17 protein-coding genes and 1 tRNA gene are annotated in these 20,240 nt (G+C 71.5%); 11 read left to right on the top strand and 7 right to left on the bottom strand.

What is annotated here, in order from left to right; genetic code table 11:
* Window positions 1-53 precede the first annotated feature (53 nt).
* Entirely contained in the window at window positions 54-389 is a 336-nt protein-coding gene (locus ACWF79_RS09775; protein ID WP_453727643.1) for a hypothetical protein, read from the top strand.
* A 62-nt stretch (window positions 390-451) separates the two neighbouring features.
* Here ACWF79_RS09775 and ACWF79_RS09770 read toward each other — a convergent pair whose 3' ends face one another.
* On the bottom strand, window positions 452-814 hold the full coding sequence (locus ACWF79_RS09770; RefSeq protein ID WP_453727527.1) for an ArsR/SmtB family transcription factor: 363 nt from the start codon (window positions 812-814) through the stop codon (window positions 452-454).
* A 137-nt stretch (window positions 815-951) separates the two neighbouring features.
* On the opposite strand from ACWF79_RS09770, the gene ACWF79_RS09765 reads away from it, so the two are divergent.
* A complete protein-coding gene (locus ACWF79_RS09765) occupies window positions 952-2,325 on the top strand; it encodes an NAD(P)-binding domain-containing protein (protein ID WP_453727526.1) in 1,374 nt (457 codons plus the stop codon).
* 164 nt (window positions 2,326-2,489) lie between these two features.
* Here the strand turns inward: ACWF79_RS09765 and ACWF79_RS09760 are convergent, their stop codons facing one another.
* Window positions 2,490-4,874, bottom strand: coding sequence for a hypothetical protein (locus ACWF79_RS09760; RefSeq protein WP_453727525.1), 2,385 nt, complete (start codon window positions 4,872-4,874; stop codon window positions 2,490-2,492).
* Between the two features lie 201 nt (window positions 4,875-5,075).
* Between ACWF79_RS09760 and ACWF79_RS09755 the strand changes: the two genes are divergently transcribed.
* Window positions 5,076-5,597, top strand: coding sequence for a hypothetical protein (locus tag ACWF79_RS09755; RefSeq protein ID WP_453727524.1), 522 nt, complete (start codon window positions 5,076-5,078; stop codon window positions 5,595-5,597).
* Window positions 5,598-5,656: 59 nt separating this feature from the next.
* Here ACWF79_RS09755 and ACWF79_RS09750 read toward each other — a convergent pair whose 3' ends face one another.
* The gene (locus ACWF79_RS09750) at window positions 5,657-5,863 is read right to left on the bottom strand and encodes a hypothetical protein (protein ID WP_453727523.1); all 207 of its coding nucleotides are present in this window, start codon (window positions 5,861-5,863) and stop codon (window positions 5,657-5,659) included.
* Window positions 5,864-6,055: 192 nt separating this feature from the next.
* Window positions 6,056-6,128, bottom strand: a tRNA-Arg gene (locus tag ACWF79_RS09745).
* A gap of 302 nt (window positions 6,129-6,430) precedes the next feature.
* Between ACWF79_RS09745 and ACWF79_RS09740 the strand changes: the two genes are divergently transcribed.
* The 8 genes from ACWF79_RS09740 (at window position 6,431) to ACWF79_RS09705 (ending at window position 15,794) form a co-directional block, all read left to right on the top strand.
* On the top strand, window positions 6,431-8,032 hold the full coding sequence (locus ACWF79_RS09740; RefSeq protein ID WP_453727638.1) for a dynamin family protein: 1,602 nt from the start codon (window positions 6,431-6,433) through the stop codon (window positions 8,030-8,032).
* 6 nt (window positions 8,033-8,038) lie between these two features.
* Entirely contained in the window at window positions 8,039-9,844 is a 1,806-nt protein-coding gene (locus tag ACWF79_RS09735) for a GTPase (protein WP_453727522.1), read from the top strand.
* 155 nt (window positions 9,845-9,999) lie between these two features.
* Window positions 10,000-10,494 carry a single-stranded DNA-binding protein gene (locus tag ACWF79_RS09730; RefSeq protein ID WP_453727521.1) on the top strand — a complete coding sequence of 165 codons (495 nt, stop codon included), beginning with the start codon at window positions 10,000-10,002 and terminating at the stop codon, window positions 10,492-10,494.
* Window positions 10,495-10,771: 277 nt separating this feature from the next.
* Window positions 10,772-12,190 (top strand): Cys-Gln thioester bond-forming surface protein, encoded by a 1,419-nt coding sequence (locus ACWF79_RS09725; protein ID WP_453727520.1) that lies wholly within the window; start codon window positions 10,772-10,774, stop codon window positions 12,188-12,190.
* 135 nt (window positions 12,191-12,325) lie between these two features.
* The gene (locus ACWF79_RS09720; RefSeq protein ID WP_453727519.1) at window positions 12,326-12,913 is read left to right on the top strand and encodes a hypothetical protein; all 588 of its coding nucleotides are present in this window, start codon (window positions 12,326-12,328) and stop codon (window positions 12,911-12,913) included.
* 141 nt (window positions 12,914-13,054) lie between these two features.
* Window positions 13,055-14,719, top strand: coding sequence for an energy-dependent translational throttle protein EttA (ettA, locus tag ACWF79_RS09715; protein WP_453727518.1), 1,665 nt, complete (start codon window positions 13,055-13,057; stop codon window positions 14,717-14,719).
* A 2-nt stretch (window positions 14,720-14,721) separates the two neighbouring features.
* The gene (locus ACWF79_RS09710; RefSeq protein WP_453727517.1) at window positions 14,722-15,144 is read left to right on the top strand and encodes an acyl-CoA thioesterase; all 423 of its coding nucleotides are present in this window, start codon (window positions 14,722-14,724) and stop codon (window positions 15,142-15,144) included.
* Window positions 15,141-15,794, top strand: coding sequence for a hypothetical protein (locus ACWF79_RS09705; protein ID WP_453727516.1), 654 nt, complete (start codon window positions 15,141-15,143; stop codon window positions 15,792-15,794). The genes ACWF79_RS09710 and ACWF79_RS09705 overlap by 4 nt, the downstream gene beginning before the upstream one ends.
* Before the next feature lie 58 nt (window positions 15,795-15,852).
* Here the strand turns inward: ACWF79_RS09705 and ACWF79_RS09700 are convergent, their stop codons facing one another.
* Genes ACWF79_RS09700 through ACWF79_RS09690 form a run of 3 tightly spaced genes read right to left on the bottom strand, consistent with a single transcriptional unit; the run spans window position 15,853 to window position 20,219 of the window.
* Window positions 15,853-16,467 (bottom strand): hypothetical protein, encoded by a 615-nt coding sequence (locus ACWF79_RS09700; protein ID WP_453727515.1) that lies wholly within the window; start codon window positions 16,465-16,467, stop codon window positions 15,853-15,855.
* 42 nt (window positions 16,468-16,509) lie between these two features.
* On the bottom strand, window positions 16,510-17,454 hold the full coding sequence (locus ACWF79_RS09695) for an ABC transporter ATP-binding protein (RefSeq protein ID WP_453727514.1): 945 nt from the start codon (window positions 17,452-17,454) through the stop codon (window positions 16,510-16,512).
* On the bottom strand, window positions 17,451-20,219 hold the full coding sequence (locus tag ACWF79_RS09690) for an FtsX-like permease family protein (protein WP_453727513.1): 2,769 nt from the start codon (window positions 20,217-20,219) through the stop codon (window positions 17,451-17,453). The genes ACWF79_RS09695 and ACWF79_RS09690 overlap by 4 nt, the downstream gene beginning before the upstream one ends.
* Window positions 20,220-20,240: the final 21 nt, after the last annotated feature.

The raw sequence follows: 20,240 nt of genomic DNA, 5'->3' as shown, positions 1-20,240 counted from the left end.
CCAAGAGAGCCTGCCCGTAGCCTCTCGCCAGCCTGCCCGAGGCGAACCTCCCCGTGACCGCCACCGAGCCCGCCGCGAGCGACGCCATGCCCGCCGACACGTCGCCGCGGCCCGCGCCGGCGCCACCCCGCCCCGTACTCCTCTCGCCGCGCGCAGCCGCGGAGTTCGTGGGCACCGCCGCCCTCGTGACGATCGTCGTCGGTTCCGGGATCCAGGCCACCGGCCTCACCGACGACGTCGCGCTGCAACTGCTCGCCAACTCCACCGCCACCTTCGCCGGCATCGCCCCCGCCTCCGTCCCCGCTTTCATCGGCATGCAGTTGATCGGCGCGATCGCGGGCCTGGCCCTGGTCGCGGTCGTCTTCATGCGGCCCAGGACGAACCCGTGATCCGGCGCGCGGCCCGGTCCTGACCGGCGGCGAACTCCCCGGACCCCGGACGGTGGACGCGGTCACACGGCAGCGGCCCGGGTCAGCAGCTGCCCCATGGCGGCGAGGACCGCGGGCTCGACGCGGTAGTAGACCCAGGTGCCACGCCGCTCGGAGGAGAGCAGCCCGGCCTCCTTCAGCTTCTTCAGGTGGTGGGAGACGGTCGGCTGCGAGACACCGACGTCGGAGATGTCGCAGACGCACGCCTCGCCGCCCTCGTGCGAGGCGACGGCCGAGAAGAGCCGAAGCCGGACCGGATCCCCGAGGGCCTTGAACATCTTCGCGGTCCGCTCCGCCTCCTCTGCGTTCAGCGGGCGCTCGGTGAGGGGCGGGCAGCAAGGGGCGACTTCGGAGTCCAGGAGCGGCAGCACCTTCACATTCGACATATGTCTATGTTGACACACGTCGAACCAGGCGGGAGTGGGCGCGTAACTTCGACAGATGTCTATGTTGACGTTTGTCAATGCAGATGCCACCCTGGGGCGAGAGGGATCGATGAACGTCGAAACAAAGGGGAATCGTCATGAGCTCCACCGCCACCCCGGCCGAGCAGCTGCCCGTCGTGGTCATCGGGGCCGGCCCCGTCGGCCTGGCCGCTGCCGCCCACCTCGTCGACCGCGGCTTGGAGCCGCTGGTCCTGGAGGCCGGCGCGCAGGCGGGTGCGGCGGTGCGTGAGTGGTCCCACGTGCGGCTCTTCTCCACCTGGGCCGAAGTCACCGACCCGGCGGCCGAGAAGCTCCTGGCGCCGACCGGATGGGCGAAGCCGGACGCGTCCACGTACCCGACCGGCGCCGACTGGGCGGCCGGCTACCTGCAGCCGCTCGCCGACGTCCTCGGCCCCGCGGTGCGGGTCGGCGCCCGGGTGGCCGGCGTCTCCCGCTCGGGCCGCGACCGGATCGTCGACGCGGACCGCGAGACCATGCCGTTCACCGTGCACGTCACGTACGCCGACGGGCGCGAGGAGCGGATCCTCGCCCGCGCCGTGATCGACGCCTCCGGTACGTGGGCCGCCCCCGGCCCCGCCGGCGCCGACGGCCTCCCGGCCGTCGGCGAGCGCGCGGCGGCCGACCGGGTCTCCTATCGCGTCCCCGACCTCAACGACCCTGCCGTGCGGGCCCGTCACGCCGGGAAGCGCACCGCGGTCATCGGCTCCGGAGCCTCCGCGTTCACGGCCCTCGCCTCCCTCGCCGGCCTCGCCGATGCGGAGGACGGCCAGGGGACGCACGCCACCTGGATCCTGCGCCGGGGCATCTCCGGCTCCACCTTCGGCGGCGGCACCGCCGACCAGCTCCCCGCCCGCGGCGCCCTCGGCCTCGCCGCGAAGGCGGCCGTGGACGAGGGATACGCGGACGCGGTCACCGGCTTCCGTACGCAGGCGGTCGAGCGCGACGGCGCGCGGCTCGTACTGGTCGCGGAGGACGGCCGGCGCCTCGACCCGGTCGACGAGGTCATCGTCCTGACCGGCTTCCGCCCCGACCTCTCCTTCCTCGACGAGCTCCGGCTCGGCCTGGACGAGCGGCTCCAGGCCCCGGTCGAGCTGGCGCCGCTCATCGACCCCAACCAGCACTCCTGCGGCACGGTCTACCCGCACGGCGTGAAGGAGCTCTCCCACCCGGAGGAGGGCCTCTATCTGGTCGGCATGAAGTCCTACGGCCGCGCCCCCACCTTCCTCGCCCTCACCGGCTACGAGCAGGTCCGCTCCGTCGTCGCCGCGATCGCCGGCGACCACGAGGCCGCCGAGCGCGTCGAGCTCGTCCTGCCGGAGACCGGCGTCTGCGGCGGCGCCGGCCTCTTCGACGAGCCCCGGACCGACGAAACACCGGCACCCGGCTGCTGCACCCCCGCTCCCCAGCTGATCCCACTCGGCACCACGCCCCAGGCCCCCACCTGCGGCTAGGGACACCCGGCAGCACACAGGGCCAGGGAACCTCGGCAGCACACAGGGCCAGGAACACCCGGGCAGCACACAGGGCCAGGGACCCCCGAGCAGCACACAGGGGAAGGGCCCCACCCCGGGGTGAACCGGGGTGGGGCCCTTCCTGTTCGTGCTGCTCGTTCCGGCTACTCCTGGACGGTGCGGCGTCGCCGCATCCACCACACCAGGGCCGCGCCGGTGGCGGCTATCGCCGCGGCGATACCGGAGATCAGGCCGAGCGGCGTGTCCGATCCGGTGTCGGCGAGGCCGCCGTCCGGGTCCGGCCGGTTCGCCGGAGGCGTGGCGCCCCCACTGCCGCCGGTGTCACCGTCCCCGGGCTTGGTCGGGTCCGGGCCCGGCGACGTGGGCGGAGCCGTCGGGTCGGTCGGCGTCGGCGTCGGCGTCGGGTTCGGCTTCCCGTCATCTGTCTGAGCGGCGCCGTCGCCACCCAGGAACGCGGTGTCGCTGTCGCGGGCGGAGGTCTCCGCGCGGACGGAGTCCTTCGTCGTGCGGGGCAGTTCACGGTGCTGAGCGGTGAACTCGACGCCGGTGATGTTCCGCTTGGGCGCCTTGGCGAAGTCGACGCCGCCGACGAAGAACGTGTAGATCCGGCCGTCGCCGAGGGGCCATTCGTAGGTGAAGTCGCCCTTGGTGAAGGACTTCACCATCTCCTGCCACACGGTCCGCTTGTCCCAGTTGGCGTTCTCACCACGCAGCGGCCACCGCTTCAGGTTGTTGCTGTTGATGATGGGGCGGAAGTCGGTGGCCTTCTTCGCGTCCTGCTGGCGGATCCACTCGGCCGCGACGCGGGACTTGTAGACGCGGCGCAGGTCGGCGTACTTGGGTTCGGTGTTGATCTGCTTCTCGACGTGCGGGACGAGGTAGCGGCTGATCAGCCGGTGGCTGCGCTCCTTCTCCTCCTTGCTGAGCTTCTTCGAGCAGTCCTCTCCCTGTACGGGGGTGTCGAAGTCCATCGCCGCGTGGTTGACCTTCAGCGGGGCGTCGAGGATGTAGATCCCGCCGTCCTGCTCGCGGACCTTCGCCACGCCGGGGACGATCCAGTTGCGTCCCGATCCCCAGCACGGCACCCCGTTGACCTTGGGGGTGGCGTTCATGAACTCCTTGCCGGGGGACTTCTTGGGGTCCATGGCGCGGGAGAAGTCCCGCTTCATCTCCATGTCGGCCACCAGGAGGACTCGGCCGGCGTCGGTTTCACCGAACGCCTTGTCCATGATGGTGTCGGGCTGGTCGGGGTTGAGGTTCACCCACTGCCGGTCCGGGGTGAGCGCCAGCCACGTGAACAGGGCATCGGACGCCAGTTCGAGCTTCGCCTGTCCGCCCCAGCCCGGGTTGTTGTCCTCGTCGGGCATGAGGTCGGCCTTCATGGAGTAGTCCAGGCCCTTGCCCTTGACCGGGTTGCCGACGTACTGGAGCTCCAGGGTGGAGAAGTCCACGCCGCCCGGGCCCCGCCCCAGCGCGGACCGGGCGTTGTCCGCCAGGTACTGGTTCTGCAACTGACGGGCCTGGGACGCGTTCTGGCCCGAACCGTAGGCCATCGAGGCGCCCGGGCCCTGGGTGCCGCGGTTGGGCAGCGGGTTGAACACGTTGTACGTCTTCGTGTACTTCGTCTGCGGCCACAGGCCCTTCGCGGTCGCCCGGCGCTCCGCGATCCGGATCGGGTTGTTCGCCGTCCCCCGCTCCGCCCGCAGCTTGTCGTTCTCGGCCTTGTAGTCGCGGGTGGTGGCCCCGTTCGGCTTCTCCGACGTGAACATCGTCAGCCGGTGCCGGGTGAAGTCGTGCTTCGCGTCCTTGTGCCGCAGGATGATCCTGTCGGCCCGGAGCTGGGCCGGCTTGCGCTTCCCGTCGGACTTGAACTCGCCCAGCTCACCGGTGCGCTGGTTGTAGGAGTCGTACCGCCGGGAGGCGATCTTCTTGCCGTCCTTGTCGAAGATCTCGATCGTGACCTCGCACAGCCAGTCAGGGCCAACCATGTTGAAGTCCTGAACCGCCTTGACCTCGAACACGCCCCCCTTCTGCCCGCTGTGCTGCGCGCTGATCAGGTTGACCTTCCACTTGCCGAACGGCTTGGGGCTGGTCGATTCGTTCTGGTGCCGCTTGTAGCGGGAGTAGATCGCCTTGCGCATGTCCTCCGGGTTCCTGGAGGCCTCATACGCCTTGTCCCACTTGTCGATGTCCCCGCGGGTGCCGGTGACCTGCCCCAGCTCGGCCGCCGTGGGCGCGGGAACGTTCTCGAAGCCCTTGAACGAGTTGTTGTAGTAGAACTCCTCGTCCGGCCCGGACTTCGTCCAGTGGTGCTGACCCGTCGGCGCACCCGAGTTGTTCGGCGTACGCGGGATGGTCTTCTTCAGATGCATCTGGTCGCACCGCTTGCCGCCGGTGATCTTCGCGTAGTCCCCGGGCGCGGCCGACGCCACGGACGGCAGGCCGACCAGCAGCACCGCCGCCGAGGAAACGACCGCCAGCGCGGCAGTTAAGCGCCTTTTCAGGCGCTGTCGTATGGATGTACTCACGTAGTGTCCCTGGTCGTGGGGGCCACGGGACTCAAGACTGCGAGGGCAGGCCGGACAAGGGCCCCCGTATCATGCCCACTCCTGCCGACCCATCACACTAGAGGCTGTCAACTCCCCACGTACGAGATGTTGTTGACGTGCCGTGTGATAACTCCGCGAAGATCCTGCGAGGGTGCCGGCGCGGTTCGGTAGGTTCGGGCCATGACCACACCCCACTCCGACTACGACTCCACCCGCCACCCCGACCTCCTGGCCTGGCTCACCGAACGGCAGGCCGCCTTCGAAGGCTGGGCCCAGGAAGCCGGCGGCGTGGACCGGTTCGACTTCTCCGACGCCTCCCTCGATGTCCTGGAAGACCTCGTCAAGGAGACCTTCGCCGAGTCGGAGGAGATCACCGCGCAGCGCCGCTCCCCCTTCGTCCAGGGAGCCGTGTGGTACATCGGCGAGACCCTGTGCCGACGGCGCGAGGGCTGGGTGTGGAAGTTCGAACCGGACGTCACCTTCGGCGTGCTCCCGGCGTTCTATCCGGCGGTCCAGGACCCCGCGTACCTGGACACCCCCTGCGTCGGCGCACCCGACGCCAAGCCCGGCGAGCACTGGTACCCCTTGAACCTGCTGCGCCGACTCCTCGCCACCGAAGACGAGTTCGACAACCCGATCGACGAACGACTCGTCGGCATGATCGAAGGCTGGTACGAGGAGGACGACGAGGACGACGAGTAGGCGCGACAGCCGGCGACGCGCACCCCCGGCGGCTCGCCCGCCTGCCGCGCACTCAGGGATCAGTCGTCCGCAGGCGGCTCCGGATGCCGGACGCGCTTCTTGAGCTCCTTCTCGACTTCGTACCGGGACTGCTCGGTCGCCTCGGCGTGCGCCGTGATCGCGGCCTGTACCGCGATCGCGGTCTCCATGGTCAGCTCCTTGGCCTGGATCTCCGCCCAGGCCTTCTCTTCGAGCCGGATCAGCTCGTCAGTCAGTTCGATCGCCACGGGCCGGATCGTAAGACCAGGCAAGGACACTCCGGTGGATCGACGCGGCGATCGAGCGCGCCGACGCCACGCCGCCCGGACACCGCCGCACCCTCCCCACGCCCGCCAAGGGCGTGTCCGGACCCTGCGCAACCACCCATAACCGGCCGTGACCAGCAAAAAGACCCTCCCGAAGGAGGGTCCGTGGTAAAGCGCCCCCGGCAGGACTCGAACCTGCGGCCAAGTGCTTAGAAGGCACCTGCTCTATCCACTGAGCTACGGGGGCCGGGTGGTGGGTCGGTGGCCGGGAGCCCCTGGTGGGTGGGGCGTGGCCGGTTGGGTCAAGGATAGGGCTCCGATCCCCTTGGCCCGGTTGCTTCACCTGCGTGCCACGATGTGGAGGTTCAGTGAAGCGGAATGATAATCGCAGGCAGGTGCGATTCCCGCAGTGTTTTTCACGCCACTCGGCCCGGGTGTTGTGCACTCGTTATGCCTGAGGCTTCCGTCATCCTTCGTTCGGTCGGCGCGTAGGGCCCTTATACGCTTCAAAAAGGCTCCAAAATTGGGCATTCTTCGCATGTGGTGACCTTGGACGAACGGCCTCAGCTGATCGACGCACTCTCCGCCCTGCGCGACTGTGTCGCCGCCGTGCGTCTCCCCCTCCCCCTCCCAGGCGCCCCACGCGCCCGCCAGACCCGGGCCGAGCTGCTCGCCCAGCTCGACGACTACTTGGTGCCCCGGCTGAAGGACCCGCACGCCCCTCTCCTCGCCGTCGTCGGCGGATCCACCGGAGCGGGGAAGTCCACGCTCGTCAACTCCCTTGTGGGGCGCCGTGTCAGCGAGGCCGGAGTACTCCGGCCCACCACCCGTACGCCCGTCCTCGTCTGCCACCCCGACGACCACCACTGGTTCGCCGGCATGCGCGTCCTGCCCCAGCTCACCCGCGTCTGGCTGCCCCAGCAGGACGAGGACGCCGGCGACGAGCCGCCCGAGGAGAACGCGTTGCGCGTCGAGACCTCCTCCGCCCTCGCCCCTGGGCTCGCCCTGCTCGACGCCCCCGACATCGACTCCCTCGTCGTCGAGAACCGGCTCCTCGCCGCCGAGTTGATCTGCGCCGCCGACATCTGGGTCATGGTCACGACCGCCTCGCGGTACGCCGACGCCGTCCCCTGGCACCTGCTCCGTACCGCAAAGGAGTACGACGCCACCCTCGTCACCGTCCTCGACCGCGTCCCCCACCAGGTCATCGGCGAGGTCTCCCGGCAGTACGAGGCCCTGCTCGACAAGGCGGGACTCGGCGACGTACCCCGGTTCACCATCCCCGAGCTGCCCGAGTCCACGGGCGGCGGCAGCGGGCTGCTGCCCGACAACGCCGTCGCCCCGCTCCGCGCCTGGCTCGCCCACTGCGCCCAGGACCCGGCCGCGCGCCAGCAGGCCGCCGGCCGGACCGCCACCGGCGTCATCGAATCCCTCGACACCCGCATGCCCGAGCTCGCCGCGGCCGTGGCCGCCCAGTACGCCGCCGCCGTCCGGCTCGGCGGCGCCGTCGAGAGCGCCTACGAGGAACAGGGCGAGCGAGTCCGGCAGCAGCTGCGCCGCGGCGCCGTCCTCGCCGGCGACGCCCGCACCCGCTGGCGCGGCTACCCCCGCGACAGCTCCGCCGAGGAACTGCTCGACGCCCTCGTCGAGTCGCTCGCCGCCCTGGTCCAGTGCGCGGCGGCCGCCGCCGACGAACGCGTACGGGACGCCTGGCGCCGCGAACCCGGCGCGGCCGCCCTCGGTGACCAGGCCGGTCCCGACCGGGAGGCGCCCGAGCGGATCGAGCTGACCGTACGGCGCTGGCGGCGCGAACTCGAAGAGCTGGCCGAGGACGAGCTCCGCACCACCGACCGGACCGGAACCGCCCGTACCGCGGCCCCCGAGGCCGACACCGTCGCCGCCCTGCTCGCCGCCGCCCTCCTCGGCGGCCGCCGCACCCGCAGCGCCGGCGAGCGGCTCGCCGAACTCCTCGGCGCCCAAGCCGCACTACGCCTGCGCGACAAGGGCGGGCAGCTGGTCCTGACGTACCTCGACCGCGCCCTGCACGCCGAACGCGACCGGCTGCTCGCCCCCCTCGACGCCCTCGACGTGACCCCCGAGCCGCAGGCGGAGCTGATCGCCGCGCTCTCCGTACTGCAGAAGGAGAAGTGAGGACCGGTGAGCAGCAGCACGGTGGACGACCGCTGGGACGACGGACTGATCGCACGGCGGGTGGCCGAGCGGGCCGCCCAGAGCGGTGAGGACGGCGCCGACGAGGCAGACCCTTCGGCGGAGGACGGCCTTCCGGCCCTCGGCGGGCAGTACGGCGGGCCGCTGCGCACCCGCCTCGTCGCCCTCAACGAACTCGTCGGCCTCTCCCGTACGCGCCTGGAGACCGACACCCTCGCCGAGGCCGGGCTCGCGCAGGCCGGGCGCGTCCTCGACGAGGCCGCCGCCCGCCAGCGGCTCTCCGCCCGGCACACCGTCGTCGCGATCGCCGGACCGACCGGCAGCGGCAAGTCGACCCTCTTCAACGCCCTCGCGGGCGTGCCCGTCTCCGAGACCGGACTGCGCCGCCCGACCACCTCCGCGCCCATCGCGCTCAGCTGGTCCGAGGGCTCCGCCGGACTCCTCGACCGCCTCGCCGTCCCCAGCCGGCTCCGCCGCCGCCCCCTCGCGGGCGGGGCCGCGGACGAGGACCTCCAGGGCCTCGTCCTGATCGACCTGCCCGACCACGACTCGGCCGTCACCGGCCACCGCGAGCAGGTCGACCGGGTCCTGGGCCTGGTCGACGCGGTGATCTGGGTCGTGGACCCGGAGAAGTACGCCGACGCGGCGCTCCACGAGCGCTACCTGCGCCCCCTCGCCGGCCACGCCGAGGTCACCTTCGTCGTCCTCAACCAGATCGACAGGCTGGGCCCCGACGCGTCCGACCTCGTCCTGGACGACCTGCGCCGCCTCCTCGACGAGGACGGCATGGCCCTGGGCGAACACGGCGAACCCGGCGCCACCGTCCTGGCGCTCTCCGCCCTCACCGGCGAGGGCGTCGGCGAACTGCGCGAACTCCTCGGCCGGTTCGTCCAGGAGCGCACCGCGCCCGCGCTCCGCCTCTCGGCCGACGTCGACGCGGCGGCGGCCCGGCTCCGCCCGGTGTACGTATCCGACGGCCAGGCCGGCCTCGGGGAGCGGGCCCGGGAGGACTTCGCGGCCCGGCTCGCCGTCGCCGTCGGCGCCACCGCGGCGGGCGAGGCCGCCGAACGCGTCTGGCGCCGCGGCGCCATCCGCGCCTGCGGCACGCCCTGGCTGCGGCTCTACCGCTGGTACGAACGGCTCCGCGCCCACGGCGCCACCGACCCGCGCCTTCAGCCGCCGGAGGACGAACTCACCGCCCGCCAAAGAGTGGAACAGGCCGTGCGGGCCGTCGCCGACGACGCCTCGCGCGGGCTCCCGGCGCCCTGGGCGCAGGCGGTGCGCGAGGCGGCGGCGCGCGGGGCCGAGGGCCTGCCCGAGGCGCTCGACGAACTCACCGCGACCATCGGCGACCCGGCCGCCCGGCCCCCGCGCCCCGCCTGGTGGCCGGCGGCCGTCCTGGCCCAGGTCCTGATGACGCTCCTGCAGCTCTTCGGAGCGCTGTGGCTGGTCGGCCAGATCGTCGGCGTCGTGGAGCCCGGGCTGCTGCCGCCCGTCGTCATCATGCTCGGCGGCATCGCCGGCGGTCCGCTGGTGGAGTGGGCGTGCGCGGCGGCGGTGAAGGGGCCCGCCCGGCGGTACGGCCAGGAGGCCGAACGCAAGCTGCGGGAGGCGGCGGCCGCGTGCGGACGGGCGCGCGTCCTGGACCCGATCGCGGCCGAGTTGATGCGCTATCGGGAGGTGCGCGACCAGTACGTGACGGTGTCGGGCACCCGCTCGGGTGCGCGGATGGGGCGGCTGGGCGGTGTCGGGATGCGGTGGGGCGGCACGAGACCGGGCGCACGGCTGCGGTGAGGCCGGGCGCGGGGATTCACCACCCGTGGGGGTGACGGAGTTGTCCCCAACCCACGCTCCCTCCACAGGCCTCGGCGCGCTTCGCCGGCCCGGTCCACCATGGAACCGAGGCGGCTGAAGTGCTGCGAGAGCGCTGCGAAATGGGGGAGGACGACATGAACGACACGATGGTGACGCTCGTCGGGAACGTGGCGACGAGCGTGGAGTACCGGGACACGCCGACAGGCGGGGTGGCCCGGTTCCGGTTCGCGGTGACCGCGCGCCGCTGGGACCGGGAGCGGGGCACCTGGTCGGACGGACACACCAGCTTCTACACGGTGTTCGCGTGGCGGGCGCTCGGAGCCAACCTCGCCGCTTCGGTCTCGGTGGGGGAGCCGCTGGTGGTGCACGGCCGGTTGCGGGTGCGGGAGGAGGACGTACCCGACGAGGGCAAGCCCCCCGAGACGCGGCGCAGGACGTACGTGGACATCGACGCGGTGGCGGTGGGTCACGATCTGACGCGCGGCACGGCGGCGTTCCGGCGCGTGGTGAAGGGCGAGCCACGCACGACGGAACGTCAGGGGAACGGTGGCGGGGGCGCGGTGGAACGCGATCCCTGGGAGGCGCCGGAAGCCCCGAAGTCACCCCGTGTGCTGGAACCCGTGCTCTGAGCAGGAGTTGTGGGGGATTTGTCGACTCCGTGACCTGCGACTTCCCACTTGGGGAGGTCCGGTGATAACGATTTCGAGACGGTATGGTTATCAGGTCGTACTGACGGGCACCGAGCTCTTCCCCGTCTCTAGGATTCCCAGGTACTCATACGGGACTTGAGTAATCACTTGAGTCGACAGTGAGTCAACCGGGTCTGTGATTCTGCTGGCGATGCGCTCCCCCCACGTGTCATGTCATGAACGGACGGCACGGAGCGGTCGCCCGGAGGGGAAATTCATGTTTTCTGTTCGGAGGCGCGGCGTTGCCCGCCTTGCCGCCGCGACCGTGGTCTCGGGCCTCGTCGCTGCTGGCGCGATAGCCGTTGCGGGACCGGCGGCGGCCGACGAGGGTGCTGGCAGCACCGGCGGTGCGACCGCCACGCTGGGCAAGCTCACCGTCTTCGACATGGTCAAGATCAAGGGCAAGGGGGAGATCGCCGCCGGCCTGTTCCAGATGCAGGCGAACCCCGGCGGCTCGCTGCAGACCTACTGCATCGACCTCTACACCGGCGCCAAGACGGGCCAGGAGTACAAGGAGGTCGGCTGGGACCAGTCGTCCCTCCACAACAACAAGAACGCGGGCAAGATCCGCTGGATCCTGCAGAACTCCTACCCGCAGGTGAACGACCTCAACGCCCTGGCGAAGAAGGTCGGCGCGAAGAACCTCACCGAGAAGACCGCCGCTGCCGCGACGCAGGCCGCGATCTGGCACTTCTCGGACAACGTTGACGCCAAGCCGGTCAACAAGGACGCCAAGAAGCTGACCGAGTACCTGGAGAAGACGGCGGTGAACCTGGAGGAGCCCAAGGCTTCCCTCAGTGTCTCCCCGGCCTCCGTCGCCGGTAAGTCGGGCGAGCGCCTCGGCCCGCTCACCGTCGACACCAACGCCGACTCGGTCACCGTCTCCCTCGCGCCGGGCGCGCCCGCGGGCGTCAAGCTCGTCGACAAGGACGGCAAGGTCGTCACCAACGTCGGCAAGGGCGGCCAGGTCTTCTTCGACATCCCCGCCGGTACGCCGGACGGTGCCGCCGAGCTCAAGGTCCAGGCCGACACGACGGTCCCGATCGGCCGCGCCTTCGTCTCGACCAAGGTGAAGAGCCAGACCCTGATCCTGGCCGGCACCAGCACCTCCAGCGTCACCGCCAAGGCCACCGCCACGTGGGCCAAGAAGGGCGCGATCCCGGCCGTCACGGCCGAGAAGAACTGCGCCAAGGGCGGCCTGGACGTCACGGCGTCCAACGAGGGTGACGAGGACTTCACCTTCGAGCTGAAGGGCAAGAAGGTCACCATCGGCGCCGGCAAGTCGCAGACGGTCACGATCCCGCTCGCCGAGGACGAGGCCTACGACTTCACGATCACCGGCCCGAACGGCTTCGAGAAGAACTTCAAGGGCGTCCTCGACTGCAAGACGGCCACCCCGGGCCCGCTCCCGACGGAGACCCCGTCGACCGAGCCCTCCGTCTCCGCCACGCCCACCCCGAGCACCACGGGCGGCACCACCGGTGCCACGACCGGCTCCACCACTGGTGGCGGCGACCTCGCCGAGACCGGTAGCTCCAACGCCACGCCGATGATCGCCGGCATCGCTGCCGTCCTCGTCGTCCTCGGCGGCGGCGCGGTCTTCTTCCTCCGCAAGAAGAAGACGGCCGGCCAGTAACACCCCCGCCTCACGGCAACCGACGGCCCCGGCGCGCGCCACGCGCACCGGGGCCGTCGCGCATGCCGGCAGCCACCGGATCCAGGCGCGGTAATACGTTGGCGGAGGCGAGCGAAGGCGTGTCACCGTTCGGACATGGGCAATTCCATGGCGTATCCCGTCCTCCGGACCACCGGCGCGACGACCGCGTACACGCAGGCCAAGCGCCTGTGCACGCTCCTTGCGGAGCGCGACGAGGAGGTCGGTCTCTTCGCCGAACTGCGGACGGTCGCAGACCTTCGGGCCATGGCGTCGATCTTGCCCAAGGCCAACTTCGACTACGAGGAGAGGCGGACCGGTCCGGCGGGGGAGTTCGTCTATTTCGACCTCGACGTCACGGCGACGGACGACGCCACGCTGGAACAGCACCTCCCACTGGACCTCATGGAGGACGCCCCGACAGGGAGCGTGGAGGACCGCTTCGTCAGGGCTCTCGGCCAGGGCATGGCCGCCATCGCCTGGCACGGCATGTGGCCGAACGAACCGGAATCGGATCTCCACGGGTCGGCGAAGTACGACGGGGTGCAGGTCGTGTTCCACGGCGAGGACGCTCAGTGGGGCGACTGGACCGAACATCACACGGTCTTCGTCCACGTGGGCAAGTTCGGTGACCTGCCCCGGGCCCGGAAACTCGCCGCGGCCATCGGCAGCGAGGTCCTGGGCGAGCAGCAGATCGGGTGGTGACCGAAAGCGACCGGTCGGCTACCGAGGTGAGTCGACGGCGCGCAGGTCAGCACGCCCCCCACCTACTGGTTCGCACCGAGGGGTGGCGGTCAGGCAAGATGGGGTGTATCTGCCCACTCACTCTTTGCCGGACGGTTTCTCTTGGCTGAGTACATCTACACGATGCGCAAGACGCGCAAGGCGCACGGCGACAAGGTCATCCTCGATGACGTGACGCTGAGCTTCCTGCCCGGTGCGAAGATCGGTGTGGTCGGCCCGAACGGTGCCGGTAAGTCCACCGTCCTCAAGATCATGGCCGGCCTTGAGCAGCCGTCCAACGGTGACGCGTTCCTGTCGCCCGGGTACAGCGTCGGCATGCTCCTCCAGGAGCCCCCGCTCGACGAGTCCAAGACCGTCCTGGAGAACGTGCAGGACGGCGCCGCCGAGATCATGGGGAAGCTGAAGCGCTTCAACGAGGTCGCCGAGCTCATGGCGACCGACTACTCGGACGCGCTCATGGAGGAGATGGGCAAGCTCCAGGAGGACCTGGACCACGCCAACGCCTGGGACCTCGACGCGCAGCTCGAGCAGGCCATGGACGCGCTGGGCTGCCCGCCCGGCGACTGGCCGGTCACCAACCTCTCCGGTGGTGAGAAGCGCCGCGTCGCGCTCTGCAAGCTCCTCCTGGAGGCGCCCGACCTGCTGCTCCTCGACGAGCCCACCAACCACCTGGACGCCGAGTCCGTGCAGTGGCTGGAGCAGCACCTCGCCAAGTACCCCGGCACCGTCGTCGCCGTCACCCACGACCGGTACTTCCTCGACAACGTGGCCGAGTGGATCCTCGAGCTCGACCGCGGTCGCGCCCACCCCTACGAGGGCAACTACTCCACCTACCTCGACACCAAGGCCACCCGCCTCAAGGTCGAGGGCCAGAAGGACGCCAAGCGCGCCAAGCGGCTCAAGGAAGAGCTCGAGTGGGTGCGGTCCAACGCCAAGGGCCGTCAGGCCAAGTCCAAGGCCCGTCTCGCCCGGTACGAGGAGATGGCGGCCGAGGCCGACAAGATGCGGAAGCTGGACTTCGAGGAGATCCAGATCCCGCCGGGCCCGCGCCTGGGCTCCATCGTCGTCGAGGTCAACAACCTCACCAAGGCCTTCGGCGAGAAGGTTCTGATCGACGACCTGAGCTTCACGCTGCCGCGTAACGGCATCGTCGGTGTCATCGGCCCGAACGGCGCCGGCAAGACCACGCTCTTCAAGATGATCCAGGGCCTCGAAACCCCGGACTCCGGCGAGATCAAGGTCGGCGAGACGGTCAAGATCAGTTACGTCGACCAGAGCCGCGCCAACATCGACCCGAAGAAGACCCTCTGGGCCGTCGTCTCCGACGAGCTGGACTACATCAACGTGGGCCAGGTCGAGATGCCGTCGCGGGCGTACGTCTCCGCGTTCGGCTTCAAGGGGCCGGACCAGCAGAAGCCCGCCGGCGTGCTCTCCGGCGGTGAGCGCAACCGCCTCAACCTGGCGCTCACCCTCAAGCAGGGCGGCAACCTGCTGCTCCTCGACGAGCCGACCAACGACCTCGACGTCGAGACCCTCGGCTCCCTGGAGAACGCGCTCCTGGAGTTCCCCGGTGCGGCCGTGGTCGTCTCCCACGACCGCTGGTTCCTGGACAGGGTCGCCACGCACATCCTCGCGTACGAGGGTGACTCGAAGTGGTTCTGGTTCGAGGGCAACTTCGAGTCCTACGAGAAGAACAAGATCGAGCGCCTCGGCCCGGACGCGGCCCGTCCGCACCGTGCCACGTACAAGAAGCTGACCCGAGGCTGAGCGTGCGCCACATCTACAGCTGTCCCCTGCGCTGGTCGGACATGGACGCCTTCGGGCACGTCAACAACGTCGTCTTCCTGCGGTACCTGGAAGAGGCGCGGATCGACTTCATGTTCCGGCTGGCGCCGGGCGACGGTTCGCCGTCGTTCTCCGGCGGGTCCGTCGTGGCCCGGCACGAGATCGACTACGTACGGCCGCTGGTCCACCGGCACCAGCCCGTGACCATCGAGTCGTGGGTCACGAAGATAGGCGCGGCGTCACTGACGATCGCGTACGAGATCAAGGACCCGGATGTGACGTACGTACGGGCCTCGACGGTCGTCGTTCCCTTCGACCTGGAGGCCCAGCGTCCGCGTCGTATCTCCGCCGAGGAGCGCTCGTTCCTGGAGGAGTACATGGACGACGGGATGACGGCCGCCGCATGATCGCGCCGCTGCACTTCGCCGACGCCAGGGAGGCGGCGGACCTCGCCGCCTTCCTGGCCCGGCTCATCCACTACGACCGCGCCGCAGCCGTCCGCCTCCAGGCGGGGGGCGGCGCGGTCGCCGTCTTCGGACGGCCGCCGTCGTTCGAGGTGCTCGCGATCCGCACGGCGCGGCTCGTCGACGCCGTCGACCTGGACGTCACCGTGTCGGCAGGCGAACTCCTCGAAGGCATCGAGGAGTCGGCCGGCAAGGCCGTCGTCCCCGACGCCGTCACCGGGCCTCCGTGGGCCGGCGTCCTGCCGCCCCGAGGCGGGTGGGAACCGGTCGCCGGACTGCCCGGCGCGGGCGGTCTGCGCGGCGCGGTCGCCGCGGCCGTCGCCGAATTCCGGGCGCGGGACGAGGAGTTGCCGGAGGAACGGCGCACTCGGGCGGAGCGGGACCGGATCGGGCGCGAGATCTGGTCGCGGACGGTCGCGGAGACCGGGCTCCCGCTGCGCGCCGTGCACGCGGCACAGTCCCTGGGCTTCCTGCCGGCCGAGGACGTGCCGGTGGCGCTGCTCGCCTCGGGCCCGTGGCTGCGGTTCCGTACGCCCTACGGCTCGATAGCCGTACGGACCGTCCCGTCGGCCCTGACCTTCGCCCCCGCCTGACCGCTCAGGGCGGCGGAAGACCGTCCCGTCGGCCTCTCCTTCGCCCCCGCCTGACCGATCAAGGGGCGGTCGACTCCCGGCCCTCGCCCACGACCGCGATCAGCGACGCCAGCGCCGACAGCGCCAGCAGGATCGTCGGGATCACCGGCGACCCGATGGCCAGGTTCTCGCTCGCCAGGATCGGGTCCATCCGGCGGCTCGGGTCGTACGCGACGCGGATCTTCCCGTCCTCCACCTCGGCCTTGGTCTCGGAGCTGAACTCCGGGAACAGGCCGCCCGGGCAGTCGAGTTCGTAGTGGAACAGTGTCTTGTCCTTCGGCGCGCCCTCGCCGAACGTCGGGTGGTGCGACGTCCTGACCTTGCCCACGACGGCACAGGTGACCACCTCGCTCCTGGTCGTCGAGTCCGCCACCTCCACCCAGACCGCCCCCAGGCCCAGGACCAGCAGGAACAGCCCGAAGCCGACCGCGGCACCGGTCTCCCGGAACAGCGCGCCGAGGGCCACCAGGGCGACGGCCGCCAGCACTACCCCGCCCAGCAGGGCGACGAACCTGGGTGTTCCCGCCTCGCTCCGCAGGCTCCAGTCGGCCCACCGGTACGTCAGCCAGCCGGCGCCGAAGGTCACCACCAGCACGCCGAGCGCCGTCAGCGGTTTCCCCGCCCACCTCGCCACGAAGCTCCCGAATCGCCCCACCGTCCACCCCCGTCGACCCGCTCAGCCCTCCGCGTCGTCCGGCCACACTCCGATGTGGTCCTGCTCCAGCTCCAGGAGCACGCGGTGTTCCATGCCCAAGGACGCCGTGTACTCCGCCGGGAGTTGCAGCCGGCCCGCGCGGTCGAGCATCGCGTACTCGCGCGCCACCAGGGACTCCTGGCCCTCCGCGTCCACCTCGGTGCGACGCAGCACCTCGGAGGAGGTACGGCCGTCGCGGATGGCGACCGTGCGGCGCACCTCCGAGGCGACGGCCTGGTCATGGGTGACGATCACGATCGTCGTGCCCAACTCCTCGTTGGCGCGCCGGAAGGCCGCGAACACCTGCTCTCCCGTCGCCGAGTCCAGCTCGCCCGTCGGCTCGTCGGCGAGCAGCACCGAGGGGGAGTTGGCCAGCGCCACGGCGATCGCGACCCGCTGCTGCTGGCCTCCGGACATCTGGTGCGGCCTGCGGTCCCGGCAGTCCGCGACCTCCAGCATCGTGAGCAGCTCCGCCGCCCGCTCCGCCTTCCGCCTGGACCGGCCCCGCAGCTGCATCGGCAGCGCGACGTTCTGCGCCGCCGTCAGGTACGGGAGCAGGTTGCGCGCGGTCTGCTGCCAGACGAAGCCCACCACGTCCCGTCGGTACTCCAGCCGTGCCTTCGCGTCCATGGCGAGCAGGTCGCGGCCCGCGACCTTCGCCGCGCCCGCCGTCGGCACGTCGAGGCCCGCCAGGATGTTCATGAGCGTCGACTTCCCGCTGCCCGACGCCCCGACCAGGGCCATCAACTCGCCCTCCCGCACCAGGAGATCGAGGCCCTGGAGCGCCTGCACCTCCACGCCGTCCGTGGTGAAGATCCGTACCAGCCGATCGCAGGCGATCAGGGCGTCGTGCCCGTACGAGGGCCGGTCGCGGCGCTCCGTCGCCCGCTGCTCCAGCTCCGCCAGAGTGGTGTCGGTCGTCGTCATCGTGCGTCTCCTGCCCTGAGTTCCTTGATCGATCCGCTGCGCGTCGACCACCACGCCTGAAGGGCCGCCGCCAGCGCGGCCAGCGCCACCACTCCCGCCGCCGGAAGGGCCAGCGACCACGGGTCCGCCCGCAGCGGCGCGCTGTCGAGCGTGGCGAGTCCGGGTGGCTCCGCCAGCGAGAGCCGGACCAGATCCACGCCCGGCGCGAGCAGCAGGATCGTCGCCCAGCCGACGAGCGTGCCGCCGACCGCCGCGAGCAGCGCCTGCGGCAGCGCCTCCAGGCCGAGCAGCCGCCGCCCCTGGCGCCGGGTGAGGCCCATCGTCCGCAACCGGGCGAGGAGCGTGGCCCGTTCCGGCGCGGCCTGCATCAGCGACAGAAGCAGGGCGAGGACGGCGTAGCCCGCGCCGGCCCCGATCGCCGCCAGGTAGATCCGCTCGGCGCCCGCCTGCATCGGCGAGTCCACGTACGTGGCCCGCCGCTCGGTCCGCAGGACGACGGCGAAGTCCGGGGATTTCGCCGCGACCACCTTCCGCAGCGCGGTCCCGTCCATCGACGGGCCGGAGGCCAGCAGGACGGTGTCCGCGCGGTGGGTCAGGCCGGCGCTGTCGACCAGCAGGAAGTCCTCCTCGGGCAGGGCCGGGGTGGAGGTCCGTACCGCCACGACCCGTACCGTGAACTCACCGGCCGCCGCCTCCAGTTCGCGCGGCTCCGTGCCGAGCCGTTCGGCGACGGCGGGCGAGGCGATCGCCGGCAGGACCCGCTTGCCGCCGGCGCCACCGGTGGGCTTCAGCAGGTCCGCCGGGAAGGGGCCGAAGCCCGTCCGCTCCGCGAGCCGGGTGTACGACTCCGGGTCCGCGCCCACCAGCGCCGTGGTGCCCAGCTCCGGCTGCAGGCCCGTACCGTCCGGCAGCTCCACGCCGTACTCGACCTGGACCGTGGCCACGTCCGTCACCCCGGCCGTCCGGCGCACCGCTTGCGTGAGCCCGTCCGTGAGCGGCACCGCGTCCGCGTTCCCCGTCACCCGCGCGTCCGCGCCGGTCTCCAGGAGCGCCGCCCGGTCCCGCGCGTCGGAGACCCCGGCGAGCACCGAACCGCCGAACGCGGCCGTCGACAGCGCCACCAGGAGCGCGAGCAGCGGCAACGCGCCCGTCGCCGAGGAACGCCCGGCGCGGGCCAGCGACAGATGACCGACCGCGCCGCGCAGCCGGCGCGCCGGCCGGGCCGCCCACCGCAGCGGCAGCGGATACAGCCGTACGAGGACCAGCGCGGCGATCAGCGCGACGAGCACCGGAGCCGAACTGATCAGATGGTCCCCGTAGTTCCCCGTACCGCGCCGTCGCAGCGCGACGACCGCGCCGACGGCCAGGACGAGGACGGTGAGTTCGGCGACCGTACGGCCCCGGGTGGGGCGGGCGTCCACCAGGTCCTCGCGCCCGCCATGGGCGAGCGGCTTGCGGTGCAGGTACAGCGCCCGCAGGGGCAGCGCGAGCGCGGCGAGCAGCGCGACCGCCCCGGCGGCGGCGAGCGCGGGCAGGAACCGTGCCTCGGGGAAGGCGAGCGTCGCGAGCAGCAGCCCGAGCGCGGCGGCGGGCAGCGCCAGGACCGTCGTCTCCCCGAGCAGTCGGAGGCCGATCCCGGCGAGCGAGCCGCCGCGCGAGCGCAGGAGCGCGAGTTCGGCGGCGCGTCGGGCGGCGAACAGGCCCCCCGTCATGGCGAGGACCACGGCCGCGACCGCGCCGATGCCGAAGGCGGCGACGGTGACCACCGACCCGATCGTCGACCGCATCCCGCCGTACGCCTCGACGATCTCGTCCAGGCCGGTGTCGGCCGAGCCGGTCGCGCCGACCGTCTCCCGGATCCGCACGAGGTCGGGGCCGGCGGAGACGGAGGCGAGGGCGGTGGCCAGCCGGGGCTCGTCCTGCGCGGTGAGACGGCCGGCGTCGGGGGCGAACCGCCAGTACACCTCCGGCTCGCCACCGCTCGCCAGAATTGTGGGGGCACCGGCCGGCGGCAGCAGCAGGCCTGCCTGCCAGTAGAAGAACGTGCCGCCGGGAGTGTTCTTCGAGGTGAGCACCGGAGTGCGCAGGAGCGGGTCGACGGACCAGTGGTGGCCCTGCGGGCGGCGCGGTTCGACGATCCCGACCACGGTCAGGGCGAGCGGCTCGTTGGCGAACAGATCCGGGACGTGGACGACCGAACCGACCTTCAGCAGCAGCGCCTTCGCGGTCTCACGGGTGACGGCGATCTCGCTCGCCCGGCCGGGCTCGGCGCGGGTGGGCAGTCGGCCCTCCCGTACGGTCGCGTGGCGGTCGAGCTCCGGGAGCGTGGTGAGGGTGAACTCCGGGGGTAGGCCGGACGGCTTCGGAAGCCAGGGGTCGAGCCCGGGGATCCGCTTGGTGGTGCGTACGCCGTGCGCGGACTGTGCCAGGTCGACGCGGAGCGGCGCCGGCAGCAGCTCCCGGAGCTCCGTGCTCTTCTTCGCCAGGCGTGACGGGGCGACCTCCGCCGCGCGGGCCTCCCGGGGGAGGTCGGCGGCCGGCTGGGAGGTGATGTCGAGGACCGTCGTGCGCGGGGGCGCGGTCACGATGTCGTGGCGCAGGCCCTCGGTCTCGTACCGGTCGACGGTCCGAAGGAGGGCGGCGGCGAGGAACGCGGTGACCAGGACGAGGAACGCGTACGCCGCCGCCGTCGCCGGAGCGGTCCGCAGCCGGGTCCGTACCCAGGGCGCCACGGCGCGGGCGGGGCGGCCGTCCTTGCGGGGCATGTCGGTCGCCTTCCTCGCGGA

The sequence above is a fragment of the Streptomyces sp. NPDC054975 genome (genome assembly GCF_053609105.1).
Note: the sequence above shows the minus strand (reverse complement) of the source record. Positions and strands in the feature narration are given on the sequence as shown.

Coding starts and splice junctions, on each gene's coding strand:
- ACWF79_RS09770 (WP_453727527.1), bottom strand. CDS start 814: ATGTCGAATGTGAAGGTGCTGCCGCTCCTGGACTCCGAAGTCGCCCCT.
- ACWF79_RS09765 (WP_453727526.1), top strand. CDS start 952: ATGAGCTCCACCGCCACCCCGGCCGAGCAGCTGCCCGTCGTGGTCATC.
- ACWF79_RS09755 (WP_453727524.1), top strand. CDS start 5,076: ATGACCACACCCCACTCCGACTACGACTCCACCCGCCACCCCGACCTC.
- ACWF79_RS09730 (WP_453727521.1), top strand. CDS start 10,000: ATGAACGACACGATGGTGACGCTCGTCGGGAACGTGGCGACGAGCGTG.
- ACWF79_RS09725 (WP_453727520.1), top strand. CDS start 10,772: ATGTTTTCTGTTCGGAGGCGCGGCGTTGCCCGCCTTGCCGCCGCGACC.
- ACWF79_RS09720 (WP_453727519.1), top strand. CDS start 12,326: ATGGGCAATTCCATGGCGTATCCCGTCCTCCGGACCACCGGCGCGACG.
- ACWF79_RS09705 (WP_453727516.1), top strand. CDS start 15,141: ATGATCGCGCCGCTGCACTTCGCCGACGCCAGGGAGGCGGCGGACCTC.
- ACWF79_RS09695 (WP_453727514.1), bottom strand. CDS start 17,454: ATGACGACGACCGACACCACTCTGGCGGAGCTGGAGCAGCGGGCGACG.
- ACWF79_RS09690 (WP_453727513.1), bottom strand. CDS start 20,219: ATGCCCCGCAAGGACGGCCGCCCCGCCCGCGCCGTGGCGCCCTGGGTA.